General features: G+C 49.7%; 16 protein-coding genes. All 16 read left to right on the top strand.

The genetic code is table 11. The annotated features are described in order from the left end of the window. The first annotated feature begins 9 nt into the window (after positions 1-9). The 16 genes from spoIIIAD to ahrC all read left to right on the top strand — a co-directional run bounded on the left by spoIIIAD (position 10) and on the right by ahrC (position 13,494). A complete protein-coding gene (gene spoIIIAD / locus NSU00_RS08760; RefSeq protein WP_017553540.1) occupies positions 10-399 on the top strand; it encodes a stage III sporulation protein AD in 390 nt (129 codons plus the stop codon). Between the two features lie 4 nt (positions 400-403). Next, positions 404-1,600: a stage III sporulation protein AE gene (spoIIIAE, locus tag NSU00_RS08755; protein ID WP_340702701.1), complete on the top strand. Its 1,197-nt coding sequence runs from the start codon at positions 404-406 to the stop codon at positions 1,598-1,600. 13 nt (positions 1,601-1,613) lie between these two features. Continuing rightward, positions 1,614-2,255: a stage III sporulation protein AF gene (gene spoIIIAF / locus NSU00_RS08750; RefSeq protein WP_340702700.1), complete on the top strand. Its 642-nt coding sequence runs from the start codon at positions 1,614-1,616 to the stop codon at positions 2,253-2,255. Continuing rightward, complete coding sequence (spoIIIAG, locus tag NSU00_RS08745) at positions 2,245-2,898, top strand: stage III sporulation protein AG (protein ID WP_013859614.1); 654 nt, start codon at positions 2,245-2,247, stop codon at positions 2,896-2,898. The genes spoIIIAF and spoIIIAG overlap by 11 nt, the downstream gene beginning before the upstream one ends. A gap of 11 nt (positions 2,899-2,909) precedes the next feature. Beyond that, positions 2,910-3,452 carry a SpoIIIAH-like family protein gene (locus NSU00_RS08740; RefSeq protein WP_029142201.1) on the top strand — a complete coding sequence of 181 codons (543 nt, stop codon included), beginning with the start codon at positions 2,910-2,912 and terminating at the stop codon, positions 3,450-3,452. A 309-nt stretch (positions 3,453-3,761) separates the two neighbouring features. Continuing rightward, entirely contained in the window at positions 3,762-4,244 is a 483-nt protein-coding gene (accB, locus tag NSU00_RS08735) for an acetyl-CoA carboxylase biotin carboxyl carrier protein (RefSeq protein WP_017553537.1), read from the top strand. Between the two features lie 13 nt (positions 4,245-4,257). Then, positions 4,258-5,607 (top strand): acetyl-CoA carboxylase biotin carboxylase subunit, encoded by a 1,350-nt coding sequence (accC, locus tag NSU00_RS08730; RefSeq protein WP_017553536.1) that lies wholly within the window; start codon positions 4,258-4,260, stop codon positions 5,605-5,607. 25 nt (positions 5,608-5,632) lie between these two features. After that, positions 5,633-6,043: an Asp23/Gls24 family envelope stress response protein gene (locus tag NSU00_RS08725; RefSeq protein WP_013859610.1), complete on the top strand. Its 411-nt coding sequence runs from the start codon at positions 5,633-5,635 to the stop codon at positions 6,041-6,043. A 106-nt stretch (positions 6,044-6,149) separates the two neighbouring features. Next, positions 6,150-6,545 carry a transcription antitermination factor NusB gene (nusB, locus tag NSU00_RS08720; RefSeq protein WP_026104799.1) on the top strand — a complete coding sequence of 132 codons (396 nt, stop codon included), beginning with the start codon at positions 6,150-6,152 and terminating at the stop codon, positions 6,543-6,545. Positions 6,546-6,558: 13 nt separating this feature from the next. Then, a complete protein-coding gene (gene folD, locus NSU00_RS08715; protein ID WP_013859608.1) occupies positions 6,559-7,410 on the top strand; it encodes a bifunctional methylenetetrahydrofolate dehydrogenase/methenyltetrahydrofolate cyclohydrolase FolD in 852 nt (283 codons plus the stop codon). Positions 7,411-7,573: 163 nt separating this feature from the next. Further along, a complete protein-coding gene (gene xseA, locus NSU00_RS08710) occupies positions 7,574-8,914 on the top strand; it encodes an exodeoxyribonuclease VII large subunit (protein ID WP_013859606.1) in 1,341 nt (446 codons plus the stop codon). Next, a complete protein-coding gene (locus NSU00_RS08705) occupies positions 8,907-9,134 on the top strand; it encodes an exodeoxyribonuclease VII small subunit (protein WP_013859605.1) in 228 nt (75 codons plus the stop codon). The genes xseA and NSU00_RS08705 overlap by 8 nt, the downstream gene beginning before the upstream one ends. Positions 9,135-9,136: 2 nt before the next feature. After that, positions 9,137-10,006 (top strand): polyprenyl synthetase family protein, encoded by an 870-nt coding sequence (locus tag NSU00_RS08700; protein ID WP_019720614.1) that lies wholly within the window; start codon positions 9,137-9,139, stop codon positions 10,004-10,006. Positions 10,007-10,154: 148 nt separating this feature from the next. Further along, on the top strand, positions 10,155-12,056 hold the full coding sequence (dxs, locus tag NSU00_RS08695; protein WP_061566878.1) for a 1-deoxy-D-xylulose-5-phosphate synthase: 1,902 nt from the start codon (positions 10,155-10,157) through the stop codon (positions 12,054-12,056). Further along, positions 12,057-12,881, top strand: a complete 825-nt coding sequence (locus NSU00_RS08690) for a TlyA family RNA methyltransferase (protein WP_013859602.1) — start codon at positions 12,057-12,059, stop codon at positions 12,879-12,881. A gap of 163 nt (positions 12,882-13,044) precedes the next feature. Then, positions 13,045-13,494 carry a transcriptional regulator AhrC/ArgR gene (ahrC, locus tag NSU00_RS08685; RefSeq protein WP_013859601.1) on the top strand — a complete coding sequence of 150 codons (450 nt, stop codon included), beginning with the start codon at positions 13,045-13,047 and terminating at the stop codon, positions 13,492-13,494.

The raw sequence follows: 13,494 nt of genomic DNA, 5'->3' as shown, positions 1-13,494 counted from the left end.
ATTGAAATTTTGCAAATTGCGGGTGTGGCGCTCATCACGACTTTCCTTGCGCTCATATTAAAAGAGCAGAAACCGAATTTTGCCTTTTTGCTGACGCTTTTTGCCGGCTGTTTTATCTTTCTTTTTCTGGTGGACAAGATATACGAAATCATCCACCTGCTGCAAAAAATTGCCCAAAAAGGGAATGTCGACACGATGTATATCGAAACGATCCTGAAAATCATCGGCGTCGCTTATATTGCCGATTTTGCAGCCAATATTACAAAAGATGCCGGGCAGGGGGCACTTGCGGCAAAGGTGGAGCTGGCCGGCAAAATCATTATTTTGACAATGGCCATCCCCATTCTTACCGTGCTGATCGAAACGATTGTCAATCTCGTTCCGCGTGCAGGGAGTTGAGGATATGGGGCACAAAAAAATATGCATCGCACTTTTCATTCTGTTTGCCTTCTGTTTCTTCGCACAGTCGGCATCCGCCGCTTCGGAAAATACGGACAAACAGGAGAATATTCCGGAAAAAATGGTCGATGGACAATTGAATCAATTGGACTTATCAGAACTGAAAAACTACTGGGACGACATTGTCAGCAAATACGGCGGATACTTGCCGGAAAGCCAGAAAGGGAGCCTTATGGATTTTATGAAAGGTGAGAAGCATTTTTCCTTGCAAGCCTGGCTGAAAGGGCTGCTTTCGTATATTTTCCAGGAGCTGCTGATCAACGCAAAACTATTAGGCTCCCTTATCATCCTTACGATTTTAAGCATCCTGCTGGAAAACCTGCATCATTCATTCCAGCAAGGGACGATCAGCAAAATTGCGTACGCGGTTGTTTTCATGGTGCTCGTCATTATTGCCCTGAACAGTTTTCATGTCGCCCTTCAATACGCGCTTGAGGCGATCCGGACAATGAAAGGTTTTATCCTGGCGCTGATGCCGCTCTTGCTGGCTGTGCTTTCCACATCAGGCGGCGCCGGCTCGGCAGCCTTTTTTCACCCGGCCATTATTTTTCTCTCCAGTACAAGCGGCATGCTGGTCGAGATCATCGTGCTGCCGCTTCTGCTGCTTTCAACACTTTTAGGCGTCGTCAGCACCCTCTCGGAACAGCATAAAGCAACACAGCTGGCCGGTCTGTTGCGCAATATCGGGATCGGCATACTCGGCGCTTTTATGGCTGTGTTTTTAGGCGCCTTGTCCGTTCAGGGGACGGCAACGGCGGTGATGGACGGGCTTGCGGTCCGTACCGCAAAATTTGTGACCGGCAATTTTGTTCCGGTTGTCGGGCGGATGCTGACGGATGCCGCCGATACGGTGATCAGCGCTTCCGTCCTTTTGAAAAATACGCTCGGCATTGCCGGGGTTGCCATTGTGCTGCTCATTGCGGCGTTTCCAGCCATCAAAATTTTCGCCATGTCGTTCATGTTCAAGCTTGCTTCCGCCCTTTTGCAGCCGCTCGGCGGGGGGCCGGTCATCAGCTGCCTTGATATCATCAGCAAAAACATGCTGTACGTATTTGCCGCCCTCGCGATTGTGACCATCATGTTTTTTCTCAGCATTACGATCATCGTTACGGCGGGCAATCTTACGATGATGATGCGTTAAGGGGGGAGACCTTGTGGACGTTTTGACAAAATGGGTGCTGAACATCATCATTTTTATCCTTTTGGCGGCCATAACGGACATGCTTCTGCCCGACTCCGGGATGCGGAAATATACAAAGCTTGTGACCGGGCTTTTGCTCATTGCCATTATTGTCACACCGATATTCCGGCTTTTTTCCGCCGATCCTGCCATTTGGATGGAAAAATTGGGGAATTCCAGAATTTCAAGCCCGTCTGCGGAAGAAAATGCGCTTGAAACGAAGAAAAAAGAAATAAATGCCATACAGCAGGAATATACATTACAACAAATGGCTGTCCAACTGAAGCAAGATGCGGAAGGGGAGGTAGAGGAAGCGTTTGGAAAATCAATTTCAAAAATCACGGTCGAGTGGAAAGACGGGGCCAAAAGCGGGGATCTTACCGCTTTAAAAGCTTCGGATGTAAAAAAAGTCCGTGTCTATCTGAAAGCGCAAAACGAAAAAGAAGCTGTTGCTGCCGTTAAACCGGTTGAAATCGGGGCGGATAAACAAACAGAAAAACAAAGCACACGCGAGCAGCAATCGATCATTGCCATGTTGTCGAACCGCTGGAAAATCAATAAAGAAAAAATTGATCTCCGTTTCGAAGGGGGGCTTGAAAACGAAAATGGATCGTAACCAGGGACCGTTCAAAAAACTGAAAGAAAAATGGCTGCCATCTGGCCCGCCTGATAAAAAGAAAAAGCTTGTGCTGTTAACCGTACTACTGATTTCCGGTCTCGGGATGATGTTTATCAATGACCTTTTCGGACATTCAAGCGAAAAAAACGAAGCGCTGACTGCATCTTCACCCGTAAAAACGGCAGGCGGAAAAGGGACAGCCGCATTCGGTGCAGGCACTTCCAAAAAATCAAAATCGATCTCCACGTACGAAAACCAATATGAGAAAGAACTGAAAAGCATTCTGGAACAAATCAAGGGCGTCGGCTCCGTAAACGTACGGGTGAATGTGGCCGCATCAGAAAGCAAAGTGTATGAGAAAAACGCCACCATCCGGAATGAAACAACAACCGAAACAGATAAAAACGGCGGGGAACGGAAAATTGACAGCATTTCAAAGGATGATAAAGTCGTCATTGTCCAAAACGGGGACAAGGAAGTGCCCCTTGTAACGGAAACAAGGAAGCCAGAGATCACAGGGGTGTTAGTCGTTTGTAGCGGCGGCGGCGATGTCTCCATCCAAAAATCGGTAAAAGAAGCTGTTGCAAGCGCCCTTGACATCGCAAGTTACCGTGTTTCCGTCATGCCAAAAAAAGAATGAGGAGGATGGGTATGCTTTTGAAAAAACAAACAGTCTGGCTGTTGACCATGTTAAGCCTTGTTGTGGTTTTGTCCGTGTACTATGTGACGGCGGAACCGAAAACAACGAATCAGGTTACCCGGCAAGAGAAAGAAAAGGAATCGGCGGCAACAAAGGAAAAGGATTCCGGTTCGCAAAAAATCAAACTGACAACAAAGTCTGCCAGTGATGAAGTGTTTGAGACGCTCCGCCTTGAGCGGCAGGATGAAATGAGCAAAAAGCAGGAAGAACTGACCAATAAACTTGCATCGACCGACCTGACGCCGGATGAAAAAAGCAAGGCGATGGATGAAATGAAAAAATTGACGGAGACGGCGAATAAAGAACAGGTTTTAGAAAGCCTGATCAAAGCAAAAGGATATGAGGATGCGCTCGTTCAGGCGGACGGCGATGAAGTGGTCGTAACCGTCAAATCGAAAAAGCATGATAAAGCGGCTGCAAATGAGATTGTCAAGCTTGTGAACCAGGAGTTGGGCAATACGCCAAAACTGGCTGTGGAATTTCAGACAAATTAAGAAAAGCCAGAATAGGGGGCGGTTACAGCCCTTTTTTCTGTGCGGAATAACAAGGGGGCCCCGCTTTTTTGCCGGGCTTTTTTCTATATTTAAAAAATGATTGAAAAATAGATTTGCGCGTGATTTTAAATTTCCGTAAAACGCTTCATTCCTTTTGCTCCAAGCAGGGAAGGGCATTTTTGCAACGTGCCGGAAATCCGTTTTTTATACAAATCATTGAATTTTTGCCTCCGGTTATCGTATGATATGGATAGTTATTCATAAATTGTTAACAATTTTGGAAGCTGAAAAAACGAAGGAGTGTCATATATGCTAAAAGTAGAGGAAATCCAGGCTTTGATCGAGCTTGTGGACCGTTCAAACCTCGATGAATTTGAATTTGAAAATGACGGGACCGTCATCAAAATGAAGAAAAACACCGGCGTTCAAGTCATTGAACGCCCGGTGCGCGAAATGGCCCAGGTTTCCGCACCCCCGCAAATGCCTGCTGAGCCCCGCCAGCTTGCAGAAAACCTGCAGCCTGAAGCCCCGGCGCAAGCAGCCGACGAAAATCTGCATAAAATCGTGTCGCCGATGGTCGGCACCTTTTACCAGGCGGGTTCCCCGGAAGATGAACCGTATGTGCAAATCGGCTCCAAAGTCAGCCCGAATACGGTTGTATGCATGATTGAAGCGATGAAGCTGTTTAACGAAATCGAAGCGGAAGTGGAAGGCGAAATTGTAGATATCCTCGTCAAAGACGGGCAGCTGGTTGAATTTGGCCAGCCGTTATTTTTGGTAAAGACAAAGTAAGGAGCGGACTTTCATGATTAAAAAAGTTTTGATTGCAAACCGGGGCGAAATTGCGGTCCGGATTATTCGTGCCTGCCGCGACCTCGGGATCGAAGCCGTTGCCGTTTATTCGGAAGCGGACAAAAATGCGCTGCATGTCCAGCTTGCCGATGAAGCGTACTGCATCGGCCCGAAAGCATCGAAAGACAGTTATTTAAATTTTGCCAACATCATCAGCGCAGCAACTTTGACAGGCTGTGACGCGATCCATCCCGGTTACGGATTCCTTGCCGAAAATGCCGATTTTGCCGAGCTTTGCCGAGAATGCAATATTGAGTTTATCGGGCCAAGCCCGGAAGCCATTGCGAAAATGGGCGCGAAAGATGTGGCACGCGAAACCATGAAAAAAGCGGGCGTGCCGATTGTCCCGGGTTCGGACGGGCTTGTAAAAGATGCAGAAGAAGCAAAAGTAGTCGCACAAAGAATCGGCTATCCGGTGATTATTAAGGCAACGGCCGGCGGCGGCGGCAAAGGGATCCGCGTGGCCTTGAATGATGAAGAGCTTGTAAAAGGCATCCACATCACCCAGCAGGAAGCCGCGACTGCTTTCGGCAACCCGGGTGTTTACCTTGAAAAATATATTGAAGACTTCCGCCATGTTGAAATCCAGGTCATGGCTGACAAATTCGGCAATGTGATCCACCTGGGCGAACGGGATTGCACCATCCAGCGGCGGCTGCAAAAACTGCTTGAAGAATCCCCGTCCCCGGCGCTATCGAGCGAAATGCGCGAAGAAATGGGGCAGGCTGCCGTGAAAGCGGCAAAAGCTGTTGACTATACGGGGGCCGGCACAATCGAGTTTATTTTCGACCACCGCAACCAGAAGTTTTACTTTATGGAAATGAATACCCGCATCCAGGTGGAACACCCGGTTACAGAAATGGTCACCGGCGTGGATCTCGTCAAAGAACAGATCCTTGTGGCATCCGGTGAACCGTTATCCTTAAAGCAGGATGAGGTCACATGGAGCGGCTGGGCAATCGAATGCCGAATCAATGCCGAAAATCCTGAAAAGAATTTTATGCCGTCTGCGGGCAAAATTAATTTTTATCTGCCGCCGGGCGGGATCGGCATCCGCGTGGAATCGGCCGTATATCCGGGTTACAGCATTCCGCCGTATTATGATTCCATGATTGCCAAGCTCATTGCCTACGGGGCGACGCGCGATGAGGCAATTGCCCGCATGAGGCGCGCGCTCAGCGAATTTGCCGTGGAAGGCGTCCACACAACGATTCCGTTCCATCAGCGCCTCCTCGAGCATGAAGTTTTTGTCGAAGGGGATTTCAACACGAAATTCCTTGAAAAATATGATGTAATGAAATAACGTGTAAATAGAGGAGGTGTTGAAGATGGCAGAAGATAACCAAATGTTGGAGATGCATCATGATGAAGACGGCCTCGGAAAAGTGGAAATTGCCCCTGAGGTGATTGAAGTTATTGCGGGCATTGCTGCTTCCGAAGTCGAGGGGGTTGCCCAAATGCGCGGCAATTTCGCAAGCGGCGTTGTGGAGCGCCTTGGAAGGAAAAACCACGGAAAAGGCGTAAAAGTGGAACTGAATGATGACGGCATTAAAGTCGATGTCTATTGCACCATGAATTTTGGCGTTTCCATTCCGGCAGTTGCCCAGGAAGTCCAGGATAATATCCGCCAGGCTTTGCTCAATATGACAGCCCTGGAAGCGTCTGAAGTGAATATTCATATTGTCGGCATTCAATTTGATACGCAAAAAGCGGAGCCTGAATTTCAGGCGGAAGAGTAAGAGAAAAAGGGTCCGGGCAAAGCGTCCTGGCCTTTTTTTGGTCCTGCCTTTCTGTTACAATAAAAGCATGCGAATTTGAGCTTTTTAAAGGAGTTACTGCCGAATGATGAAAAGAAGAACCGCCCGCGAAAAAGCGCTTCAGGCTTTATTCCAGATGGATATGAATGAAGCGAGCCCGGAGGATGCGATCCGGAATGCGCTGGACGGGCAGGAAAGTGATGATTATCTGGAGAAATTGGTAAACGGAACGGCAACACATCTCGCGAAAATCGACGCCATGGTCAGCCGGCATCTTGAAAATTGGACGCTTGACAGGCTTGCAAAAGTGGAACTCAATATTTTGCGCCTTGCCGCTTACGAACTGATGTATGCGGAAGATGTGCCCGCTAATGTGGCAATCAACGAAGCGCTCGAAATTGCCAAACGGTTTGCAGATGAAAAATCCGCCAAATTTATTAACGGCGTTTTGAATCAAATGAAAGACTCGATTGAATCTAAGTAACGGGGGATGGATAATGGAAGCGGAAATCATTGACGGAAAACAACTGGCCGAAGCACTCAGAAAAGAGATAAAGGCGGAAGTGGAGCAGCTAACGCAACAGGGGATTACCCCGGGGCTTGCCGTCATATTAGTCGGAAACGATCCGGCTTCACGTACATACGTCAAAAACAAAGAAAAAGCGTGCCGCGCGCTCGGGATGAAATCCGTTTTAATCGAGCTTCCCGGGGACGTGCCGGAACAGGCATTGCTCGGACATATTGCAACCTTAAATGAAGATCCTGACATTCATGGGATTCTCGTCCAGCTTCCTTTGCCGCCCCATATCAATGCGCAAAAGATCGTGGAAGCGATCAGCCCAGAGAAAGATGTGGACGGTTTCCATCCGGTAAATATCGGAAGGATGATGACGGGCCAGGACGCTTTTTTGCCTTGCACCCCCCACGGGATTTTAAAGATGGTGAAGTCAAAGGGCATCCGGATCGAAGGAAAGCATGTTGTCGTGATCGGCCGCAGCAATATTGTCGGCAAACCATGCGGCCAGCTGTTCCTCAATGAAAATGCGACCGTCACATACTGCCATTCCAAAACGGCGGATTTAAAATCTTTCACCCGCCAGGCGGATATTTTGGTCAGCGCTGTCGGCAAAGCGAAATTCATCAAAGCGGATTTTGTCAAAGCGGGTGCTGCTGTCATTGATGTCGGGATGAACCGTGACGAGTCCGGGAAGCTGTGCGGGGATGTGGACTTTAATGAAGTAAAGGAAAAAGCTTCCTATATTACTCCTGTCCCGGGCGGCGTAGGGCCAATGACGATTACCATGCTGCTTTCCAATACAGTAAAAGCCGCAAAACGCTTGCGCCGTTAAACAGGCTGCCCTGCCGCCACGGCATTTTTTCCCGGAAAGCCGCTCTTCGTCCGGAAGTGTGCCGGGGGGCATTTGTGCGGGAAGCAGGCCGCATTAAAAGAAAGCTGACTTCCGGCGGGAAGGCAGCTTTCTTCATGCATGAGAAAGGTGGTGGAAAAAGGCTTTGCAATATTTATCCGTACACACGCTGACAAAATATATCAAACGGAAATTTGACGCGGACCCTTATTTAAACGATATCCATGTAAAAGGGGAAATTTCCAATTTCAAACGGCATTCAAGCGGCCATATGTATTTTACGTTAAAAGATGAAAAAGCGAGGCTGCTTTCGGTCATGTTTGCTTCTGCAAACCGGACATTGAAATTTATGCCGGAAAACGGCATGAAAGTGCTTGCCACAGGGTCCGTATCTGTTTATGAAGCAGGCGGCAGTTACCAGCTGTATGTGAAAAGCATGCAGCCTGACGGAATCGGCGCACTTTATCTTGCTTTTGAACAGCTCAAAGAAAAACTGGAGAAAGAGGGCCTGTTTCAAAACCGCCGACCCATCCCGGCTTACCCAAAAGTCATCGGGGTGATCACATCGCCGACAGGGGCTGCTGTCCGCGATATCATCACCACCATCAGGCGGAGATATCCGGTCGCTGAAATCATTTTACATCCGGCCCTTGTCCAGGGGGAAAATGCTGCCCCTTCGATTGTAAAGGCAATTGAACAGGCAAACCGGATCGGCAGAGCGGATGTGCTGATTGTCGGAAGGGGCGGCGGCTCCATCGAAGAACTGTGGGCTTTTAATGAAGAAATAACGGCCCGGGCGATCTTTGCGTCAAATATCCCGGTGATTTCTGCTGTCGGGCATGAGACGGATTTTACGATCGCCGATTTTGTGGCAGACTTGCGGGCGCCGACGCCGACTGCTGCAGCTGAACTTGCCGTTCCCCATATTGATGACGTGCGGGAAAAAATATTATATTTGCAGACGCGCCTAATACGGAACATGCGGGAGAAAGTGCGCCATGAAAAAAGCCGGCTTGTTTACCTCGAACGGTCGCCCGTTTTTACAAATCCTTACCGGCTCATCCGCCAGCAAATGGAGCAAGCCGACCGCCTTACAGACCGCCTGCACAGAGAAGCGGGGCGCTTAATCGGTACAGCGGAGGAACAAACCCGCAATCTGCACGGCCGGCTTTTGCGCAACCGGCCTGAACAGAAACTGCTGCAGGCGCGGCGGAATTTCACAAGCCTAGAAGCAAACCTTGTGAAGCAAATGCAAGCGGTTTTGCGGGAGAAACAGCATCGCTTTGCCAAAAATATTTCCGCCCTTGAAGCGCTGAGCCCGTTGAAAGTAATGGAAAGGGGCTACAGCCTGGCCATGGCGGAAGACGGAACGATTCTGAAAAAAACAAGCCAGGCCAAAACGGGTGACACGATCCGGGTCCGGCTGACGGACGGCGGCCTTTTGTGCACGGTGGATGAAATTGAAAGGGGGAAAGAAAATGGCTGATTCATTAACTTTTGAAGAAGCAATGGTGCAACTGGAAGACATTGTCCGGAAACTGGAAGAAGGGGATGTGCCCCTCGAAGAAGCCATTTCCATTTACAAACAGGGAATGGAGCTATCCAAATTACTCCATGGAAAATTGAAAAATGTAGAGGAACAGCTGGCAAAAATTATGTCTGAAGACGGCGAAGAGCAGGATTTTGAGATCCGGGAGGAGGAATAACCGTGCAGAAGCCTGCGTATGATGTGAAAAAAATTGAAAAACACCTGGCACAATATATCGCGGATCTCCATGCGCCGGCTGTATTAAAAGACGCGATGCATTATTCCCTCCAGGCCGGGGGAAAAAGGATCCGCCCCCTTCTTTTGCTGTCAACCGTATCCGCACTCGGCAAACCGGTTGGGCGGGGCATGCAGACCGCGTGTGCAGTCGAGATGCTCCACACTTATTCCCTGATCCATGATGACCTCCCGGCAATGGACGATGATGATTTGCGGAGAGGAAAGCCGACCAACCATAAAGTATTTGGCGAAGCGGTGGCGATTCTTGCCGGCGACGGCCTTTTGACGTACAGTTTCGGGCTGATTGCCGAAGATCCGGGTTTGGATGACGCTTTGAAGGTAAAACTGATTGCGCTCCTTGCAAAATCTGCGGGCCCGGAAGGCATGGTCGCCGGGCAGGTGGCGGATATGGAAGGCGAAAATAAAACACTGACCCTCGGGGAACTGCAATATATCCATGCCCACAAAACCGGCAAACTGCTTCGTTTCAGCGTGCTTGCCGGCGCGTTGATTGGCGGCGCGTCAACAGAGCAGCTGGAAAAATTCGGGCAATTTGCCGATCATCTCGGCCTCGCTTTTCAAATCCGGGATGACATATTGGATATCGAGGGGGAACAGGAAAAAATCGGCAAGCGGGTCGGCAGCGACGAATCCCGCCATAAAAGTACATATCCGGCTCTTTTAACACTTGAGGGCGCCAAACAAGAACTCAGGCGCCATACCCGCCTTGCAAAGCAGTGCCTCGCAGAAACCGGCGCCGAAACTGGCGCCCTAATGGAACTGACGGGGATGATCGAAACGCGGGACCATTAACGGTCGTTCATTTGGCGCAAAACGAACGGCCGGAACGGCAAAACCGGCGGCGTTTGTTTAAATGAGGTATTTCTTGTCTAAACGCGTTGATTGTTTATAATAGATGTAAGTGATGCCGTACATTGATGAGGAAAGCGAGTGATCCGCATTGGATCTTGAATCGATCAAGGACCCGTCCTTTTTGAAACAAATGGACATCCCCGCATTGAAACAACTGAGCGCGGAAATCCGCCGTTTTTTGATTGAAACACTGTCTGAGACCGGCGGGCATATCGGGCCGAATCTTGGTGTCGTGGAATTGACGCTTGCCCTGCATAAATGCTTTGACAGCCCAAATGATAAAATCCTCTGGGACGTGGGGCACCAGTCGTATGTGCATAAAATTTTAACCGGCCGGGCCGGAGAGTTCGGTTCATTGCGCCAATACCACGGGCTTTCAGGGTTTCCGAAACGGGACGAAAGCATTCATGATGTCTGGGAAACCGGGCACAGTTCCACTTCCTTGTCCGCCGCGATGGGCATGGCGGTCGCCCGCGATTTAAAAGGAGAAAAATCGTATATTGTCCCGGTGATCGGAGACGGCGCGCTGACTGGCGGCATGGCATTTGAAGCGCTCAACCATATCGGCCATGAAAAACGGGATATCATCGTTGTGCTGAATGACAATGAAATGTCGATTGCCCCGAACGTCGGCGCGCTTCACCAGGTGCTCGGCAAACTGCGGACGGCAAATAAATACCGGCGCGCAAAAGATGAACTGGAGTTCCTGCTGAAAAAAATTCCGGCTGTCGGCGGAAAGCTTGCGGCCACTGCGGAACGGCTGAAAGACTCATTGAAGTATTTGCTTGTCTCCGGTATTTTTTTTGAAGAACTCGGTTTCACTTATTTAGGCCCCGTTGACGGCCATCATTTTGAGGCATTGCTCGAAAATATCCAGTATGCGAAAAAGACGAAAGGCCCGGTTCTTTTGCATGTCATTACCAAAAAAGGAAAAGGGTATGAACCGGCCGAGAACGATACGAAAGGCGCCTGGCACGGCACCGGGCAGTATAAAATTGAAACCGGCGATTTTATCAAACCGGCGGATGCCCCTCCTGCCTGGAGCAAACTCGTCAGTGATACCGTCCTTAGCCTTGCAAAGGAAGATGCGCGCATTGTTGCGGTTACGCCTGCGATGACAGTCGGCTCGAAGCTGGAACGGTTCCAGCAGGAGCTCCCCGAGCGGGTATATGATGTCGGGATTGCCGAGCAGCATGCCGCCACTTTTGCTGCGGGGCTTGCAACCCAGGGCATGAAGCCGTTTCTGGCAATTTATTCGACATTCCTGCAGCGGGCGTATGACCAGGTTGTGCACGACATTTGCCGGCAAAACTTAAATGTTTTCATCGGGATCGACAGGGCGGGCCTTGTCGGTGCGGATGGCGAAACCCACCAGGGCGTGTTTGACATTGCTTTTTTGCGCAGCCTGCCCAATATGGTGTTAATGATGCCAAAAGACGAAAATGAAGGCCGGCATATGGTCTATACGGCTTTAAAATACGACAGCGGGCCGATCGCCATGCGGTTTCCACGCGGCAACGGCCTTGGCGTGGCGCTTGATGAAGAACTGAAGGAAATCCCGCTCGGCACCTGGGAAGTCCTGAAAGAAGGAAATGACGTGTGCATTCTCACATTCGGGACGACGATCCCGATGGCCATGGAAGCAGCGAAATTTTTGCAAAAGCAAGGGGTATCGGTTAAAGTGGTCAATGCGCGCTTTATCAAACCGCTTGATGAAGCGATGCTCGAATCTGTTTTCAACACCGGGATGCCGGTATTGACCGTAGAAGAGGCCGTGCTTGCCGGCGGATTTGGCAGCGCAGTGCTGGAATTTGCGGGTGACCGCGGCTTCTCTGACCGGATCATTCGCCGCATTGGCATTCCCGACCGCTTTGTCGAGCACGGCAGCGTAAAAGAATTGTGGCAGGAAATTGGGCTGACAAAGGACCGGCTGATTCGGGAAGTCCGGCAGATATTGCCTCAAAAACAGCAAAGAAAGGCTTCATTTTAAATGAAAAAAGAACGGGTGGACGTTCTCCTCGTAGAACGCGGATTAATGGAAACAAGAGAAAAAGCAAAAAGGGCGGTAATGGCGGGGCTTGTCTTTTCAAATGAGACCCGCCTTGATAAACCGGGTGAAAAAATTGCTGCAGATGCGCCGCTCATCATAAAAGGGAAGCCCCTTCCGTACGTTTCACGGGGCGGACTGAAACTGGAAAAAGCGTTGGAAGTGTTCGGCCTTGATGTAAAAGGCAAAATTGTCCTCGATATCGGCGCTTCGACCGGGGGGTTTACCGACTGTGCCCTCCAGCACGGCGCCAAAATGTCTTATGCCCTTGATGTCGGTTATAACCAGCTCGCATGGAAGCTGCGCCAGGACGGGCGGGTCGTTGTTATGGAAAGGACAAATTTCCGCTATGTTACCCCACAGGATTTCACAAAGGGCATTCCGGAATTTGCCTCAATTGACGTGTCCTTTATTTCCCTGTCCCTGATCCTCCCGGTATTAAAAACGCTCCTTGCGCCTGGAAGCGATGTTGTCGCCCTGATTAAGCCACAGTTTGAAGCGGGGCGCGGTCAGGTGGGCAAGAAGGGGATTGTAAAAGATAAAAAGGTCCATCGCGAAGTGATTGAAAAAATCATCCAGCTTGCCTTACGGGAAAACTTTTCGGTGGAAAACCTCTCCTTCTCGCCGATTACAGGCGGGGAAGGAAATATTGAATTTTTAATCCACCTCGTCCAGCCCGCCGGCCAAACAGAAGGCGGCGCCAACCGGTTGCGCGTAACCGTAAAAGATGTGGTGGAAGAAGCCCATGCCGCACTCAGGAAGGGATAATTTGGCAGCCTATTGGATAACCGGTAGGCTGTTTTATAATAAAGGCGTTTCGCACCCGGAAAAAAGCCCGTTTACGGATAAAAGCTGCTTGTACATTTGCCTGTAAATGCGCTAACATACAAGTAGATGCATATTTACAAAAGAGCATCCTTGAGGTGAGGATATGAATAAAGGACAGCGCTTGATCAAAATCAGGGAAGTGATTACCAATTATGATATCGAAACACAGGACGAGCTTGTCGAGCATTTGCGGAATGCCGGCTTTAATGTGACACAGGCCACCATTTCAAGGGATATAAAAGAACTTCATCTTGTCAAAGTGCCGCTCAATAACGGCAGGTACAAATACAGCCTGCCTGCCGACCAGCGCTTTAACCCGATGCAGAAACTGAAACGGGCGATGACGGATGCGTTCGTTAGCATTGATACAGCCGGGCACCTGATCGTGTTGAAAACGTTGCCCGGCAACGCGCATGCAATCGGCGCTTTGATTGATATTCTGGATTGGGAAGAAATTATCGGCACCTTGTGCGGGGATGATACATGTTTGATCATTTGCAAAAATCACGATGAGACCGAAACGGTTTCGCAACGTTTTTTGGAGTTGCTGTAG

The organism is Weizmannia sp. FSL W8-0401 (assembly GCF_038009125.1).
Lineage (GTDB): Bacteria > Bacillota > Bacilli > Bacillales > Bacillaceae_C > Weizmannia > Weizmannia coagulans.
Note: the sequence above shows the minus strand (reverse complement) of the source record. Positions and strands in the feature narration are given on the sequence as shown.

Coding starts and splice junctions, on each gene's coding strand:
- spoIIIAE (WP_340702701.1), top strand. CDS start 404: ATGGGGCACAAAAAAATATGCATCGCACTTTTCATTCTGTTTGCCTTC.
- spoIIIAG (WP_013859614.1), top strand. CDS start 2,245: ATGGATCGTAACCAGGGACCGTTCAAAAAACTGAAAGAAAAATGGCTG.
- NSU00_RS08740 (WP_029142201.1), top strand. CDS start 2,910: ATGCTTTTGAAAAAACAAACAGTCTGGCTGTTGACCATGTTAAGCCTT.
- accB (WP_017553537.1), top strand. CDS start 3,762: ATGCTAAAAGTAGAGGAAATCCAGGCTTTGATCGAGCTTGTGGACCGT.
- accC (WP_017553536.1), top strand. CDS start 4,258: ATGATTAAAAAAGTTTTGATTGCAAACCGGGGCGAAATTGCGGTCCGG.
- NSU00_RS08725 (WP_013859610.1), top strand. CDS start 5,633: ATGGCAGAAGATAACCAAATGTTGGAGATGCATCATGATGAAGACGGC.
- nusB (WP_026104799.1), top strand. CDS start 6,150: ATGAAAAGAAGAACCGCCCGCGAAAAAGCGCTTCAGGCTTTATTCCAG.
- folD (WP_013859608.1), top strand. CDS start 6,559: ATGGAAGCGGAAATCATTGACGGAAAACAACTGGCCGAAGCACTCAGA.
- NSU00_RS08705 (WP_013859605.1), top strand. CDS start 8,907: ATGGCTGATTCATTAACTTTTGAAGAAGCAATGGTGCAACTGGAAGAC.
- NSU00_RS08690 (WP_013859602.1), top strand. CDS start 12,057: ATGAAAAAAGAACGGGTGGACGTTCTCCTCGTAGAACGCGGATTAATG.
- ahrC (WP_013859601.1), top strand. CDS start 13,045: ATGAATAAAGGACAGCGCTTGATCAAAATCAGGGAAGTGATTACCAAT.